The organism is Coleofasciculus sp. G1-WW12-02, assembly GCF_040219735.1.
Lineage (GTDB): Bacteria > Cyanobacteriota > Cyanobacteriia > Cyanobacteriales > Coleofasciculaceae > Coleofasciculus.
This window is the reverse complement of sequence record NZ_JAVJRX010000024.1, coordinates 1-4,293: the sequence shown is the minus strand read 5'-3', so window position 1 is coordinate 4,293 and position 4,293 is coordinate 1. Positions and strand designations below refer to the sequence as shown.

Genomic DNA, 4,293 nt, shown 5'->3' with positions numbered 1-4,293 from the left:
GTACCGTAGTGGAAATGGCACAATTGTAAATGCTGATTTAAACGGCAGTGCTAATATTTTAAGAAAAGTAGCCAGAAAGTTAGGTATTGACCTAAACCGACTGGGTAGACGGTGTTTGACGACCGTAGCGAGAGTTAGATTATGGCAACTTCCACAGCCTGCTCTGTCAGCAGAATCCCCGCCTATGCAAGAGCGGGGAGCGTCAATTGTTTGAATGTTTAGGGGCGGGTTTTACCAATAACGCTGCGGTTCAAAGCACTAACTGACCTAAACCCGCCCCGACCAAGTCCGAGAATTTTGAATATTTAGGGAGAGGTCAAATCGGTAGTCAATTACCGTCGCACATCGGTTACGCGCCAACTCAGCTTGAAATTGAGCCAGAAATTCAATACCGTGACCGCCGCGATCGCGATTAACTTGGCAACATATTCATTAATACCAAAAACATTAAACAACAAATTCACGAGCGAAACATTGAGAAAGAGTCCAGCTAAACAGATCACATTGAACTTCAAAAATCGTTTAAACCGCTTGCGCCATCCCCGTTGATGTCGAGAAATATCGCCAAACGTCCATAAATCATTCCACAAGAAATTGTTGAGAATCGCGACTTCGGCTGACAGAACAGCACTGGTCGTTAGTCCCAATTCTACCTGCTCTCGCAGCAGATAAAAGATCGTCATATCCACAAACACTCCACTGAAGCCGACCAAACCAAAGCGAAGGAATCGACCAATGGGTCCTAGAGATAAACGTAAGCGCAGTAAGTGTTGTAAATACTCTACATACTGTTTCCAAGTAACCTTACTTTCACCCGCTTGACGCTCTTGAAAGACATAACCCACTTCCCCAATCCAAGGGACTCTTCCTCGACCCAAGACTTCAATTAAAATTTTGTACCCTAGAGGACTCAGAGGGCGACCGACTAAACATTGACGGCGCACCATAAAATAACCACTCATGGGGTCAGAAACACGCCCGATAACACCTGGTAAGAGGATTAACCCAATGGTCTGAGCGCCACGAGATAAAAATCGGCGGATAATACTCCAATCACTGACGCCACCGCCTTCAACGTGGCGACTAGCAACGGCTAAATCTGCTCCCCGTTGGATCTCACCCCATAGCTGCAATAACAGTTCTGGGGGATGCTGGAGATCAGCATCAATCACACCCAAAACCTCTCCCCGCGCAACTTGCCATCCTCGGATCACGGCGGTAGACAGCCCCCTTTCATCAATCCGCCGCATGACTTGTAACTGAGGATAATCCGCCGTGAGTTCCAGCGCCACTTTCCAGGTGTCGTCTGGACTATTGTCATCTACGACAATCAGTTCATAATCCCCCGCCAGTTGTGAATCGAGTAATCGGCTTAATTGTTCAACAATCTGGGGAATATTCTTCGCTTCTTTGTAGGTGGGAATAATGAGGGAAAATCGCAGAGGACGTTCTTCCGTGGATAAGACAGTGGTTACATCCGGAACTACAAACGAACCGGACGGAACAGAGATCAGCGAATTCGCGGGATTGATACTCATGGGCTGTTGTTCAATTTTGACTCAAGCGGCTTGATCAGATAGAGGACTGATTTGAGAATTCATCATTCATTACTCAGAACGTTGATAGAGGTGAACGGTGAATTGGTCTTCTTCCATTGTTCCCACCAGTGGCTGTGTTTCTATCAATTGGTATTGGGATTTTAAAGTGGTTTGGATGTTTTGTTGAAACTTGAGTTTTTCTGCTTCTGTTTTAGGTTTTGACCAAACGGGATCGCCGCTATCTAACCAAATGACGCGAGAAAAGTTGCCCGTTTGAGTATTCAAGGTTTTCTCTAACACCGGAGCCAATTTCGCGGGGGCTTGCGCCAGTAAGGTTACGGGCAGATCTGAGGGAATATAATATGCCAAACGGAGGACGTGACCCCAAGCCTGAGAGTTCATGACGATTAAGGTGGGAGTGTTGGGTTCTTGCTCGATGATGTCGGCGATTTGATGGAACATCCTGCGATCGCGTAATGTGAAATCCCCGATACTGAGCACCAGATAGAACCCTAACACTAAAGCGGCGGCGAGGGGTCGCCATTTTCCCATTGTCCGCTCAATCCAAGCGGCGATTAAGAGCAGGCATCCGGGTAAAATAAAGATCATCGATCGCCCCCAGCCAAAGCCAACGGTAAACTGACCTTTGAGAATATCAATCGTTAACGCCAAGACAAGGGGAAAAATCCCCAAGAGCAACGCCACACCCAAAACCCGGTAGTGATGCTGACGCCACAGACTTATACTACAGACAACTAGGAGTGCGATCGCGCCTACCCCAGCGACAGTAGTACTCACCAGGGGCAAACTGGTAGCCCAATCTCCCAATACTAAATGAATTCCTAGGGTTTGTATCACCCCTTCTAGGTGTTTCCACACCGTTTCCATCCAGGTTTGAATTGCTCCAAACCGCTCTAAATCAGCATTCCGTAGCTGTTGTCTGGTTCCCCACCATACCCAGGGAATCGTTAATGTGATCCCCGCCGTAAACCGTAGTCCATGTTGCCACCAATGTTGCCGATCTAACCATAAAACTAAGACAACCAAGGCGGCAATAAAAAAGGCGAAGTAATAAAAAGTCAGGAAACCTGCGGCGATTGAACCGATGAAGACCAGATTCCATAAGAGTTTAGTGTATTTACCCGTACTCTCACTATCCTTGTGTTCCTTGTCCTGAAACGTCTTTTTGGGTTCAATCAATTCTAACGCCGCCCAAGCACTGAGAATCACCCACAGCAGCAGCGGACCATACATGCGTACATTGAGCGAGTGAAAGAGATAATAAGTATTAGTGCCTAAAAGAGCAGCTAATAACAAGCCCCCTTGATGACCCAGCAAACGACGACCTAAACCATAGGCGCTACCGATTGCACCGATACTGAATAGAGCGCCCAAGCTGCGCGTGGCGGCGACACTATTACCGAACAGTCGCAACCAAAGATGTTGACCCAGAAAAAATAGAGGCGGATGGGGTTCACCGGCTAATCCTTGGAGTAATTTTTTCAGGGTGGCTGGGATAGCACCGATACCGTTTTCTACAGGTAAACTTAGCAGTGGTGTATAGTCGGCTAAGGTAACAGGCAACTCCTTCGGCGTGGAATAGGAAGTTTTTTGACCCGTAGACAGCAGCAGGGACAATACCTCGTCGTACCAAAATTCTCGGCTACTTAGGTTAATTACCCTTAACAGCACCGCGATCGCAATCACGATCAGTAATGCCCAAGAAAATGTCCGGGAGAGTTTAGACAGGGGGAAACTTCGGCTCATCAGAGAGGGCGACAGAACAAGAGTAGGTTCTTTGCCAGTTTAAAACAGCTTGGCAACCTTTTTCTTCAGCTACATTAATCTTGACAAAAAGGGCGGGAGTGCAACATATCCTTGCGGGGAGTTTGTCGTGCGATCACCCTGTAACTCGCCCGATTTGGCAATATAGCAAGGAATTAAGACTGATCCCCCTTCCGTCCCCCTTCAGAAGGGGGAGAGCAGAAGTTGCTTCGCTTTTTGTTTCATGGGGGAGACCAGAGGATGCGGGAGCTTTTTTTGCACGGGGGAGACCAGAAGTTACTTCGCTTTTTCTACTCCGGGGAAGCCAAAGGAGACGGGAGCATCTTGCTCCCTACTAGTACCCAATTTAAATGCATGAGAGCTTATCAAAACGATCTGGCTGTTACCTCATTGGTCTGACTGAAAATCAAAAGCAGCGATCGCGTGTTCTTCTGGCTGATCAGTCCCATTCCAGTAACGTTCTATAAAAGCTAGAATTAAGGATGAATCTCGATCGCTCATCGAGCCAGCCAAATACTTTCATCCATCCCCGAAAAAGAGCGATGTGCAACCGTTCCTGACTACTTATGAGAGTTCAGTTACGCACAGGAACTGATAGGGAATGATTTAGGTATAAATAATGAATAGAACAATTACACAATTATCTCAACTGCTGAGTTTAGGACTAGCTATCAGTCTGAAGTCTTTCTCATTACCCGATTCCGGACAGACTGCACTATCTCAATCACCCAATGAATTTAGAACCTTTGCTAATTGGTGTCTAAACCAAGAGAATCTGCCAGGAGGTGCTAAACATACCGTTCAGGCTTTGCTACGGTATGTCGAGACTCTGAAGGGGTGACAAGCAGCTCAAAAGCTTGACAGACAAAGCATTTTCCCCCTCAAGCTTCAAAAAGATGAGAGCTTATTGACAGGTTTATTGAGAATAAAAAGGTAAATGAGAATGATAATCACAGAGAGTAAGTACCAG

General features: G+C 46.7%; 3 protein-coding genes and 1 pseudogene. 2 read left to right on the top strand and 2 right to left on the bottom strand.

The annotated features are described in order from the left end of the window. A pseudogene (locus RID09_RS03500) lies at positions 1 to 214 on the top strand (RNA-guided endonuclease TnpB family protein); the annotation flags it as partial. Between the two features lie 118 nt (positions 215 to 332). On the opposite strand, the gene RID09_RS03495 reads toward RID09_RS03500, so the two are convergent. Together RID09_RS03495 and RID09_RS03490 are read right to left on the bottom strand one after the other, a co-directional pair. Beyond that, positions 333 to 1,538: a glycosyltransferase gene (locus RID09_RS03495; RefSeq protein ID WP_446334564.1), complete on the bottom strand. Its 1,206-nt coding sequence runs from the start codon at positions 1,536 to 1,538 to the stop codon at positions 333 to 335. A 69-nt stretch (positions 1,539 to 1,607) separates the two neighbouring features. Further along, positions 1,608 to 3,305, bottom strand: a complete 1,698-nt coding sequence (locus tag RID09_RS03490) for a glycosyltransferase family 39 protein (RefSeq protein WP_446334563.1) — start codon at positions 3,303 to 3,305, stop codon at positions 1,608 to 1,610. Between the two features lie 637 nt (positions 3,306 to 3,942). Here RID09_RS03490 and RID09_RS03485 point away from each other — a divergent pair. Beyond that, positions 3,943 to 4,164, top strand: coding sequence for a hypothetical protein (locus tag RID09_RS03485; protein ID WP_446334562.1), 222 nt, complete (start codon positions 3,943 to 3,945; stop codon positions 4,162 to 4,164). Positions 4,165 to 4,293 lie beyond the last annotated feature (129 nt).

Excerpts from the sequence above, each read along its gene's own strand:
- RID09_RS03495 (WP_446334564.1), bottom strand. The coding sequence starts at position 1,538 with ATGAGTATCAATCCCGCGAATTCGCTGATCTCTGTTCCGTCCGGTTCG.
- RID09_RS03490 (WP_446334563.1), bottom strand. The coding sequence starts at position 3,305 with ATGAGCCGAAGTTTCCCCCTGTCTAAACTCTCCCGGACATTTTCTTGG.
- RID09_RS03485 (WP_446334562.1), top strand. The coding sequence starts at position 3,943 with ATGAATAGAACAATTACACAATTATCTCAACTGCTGAGTTTAGGACTA.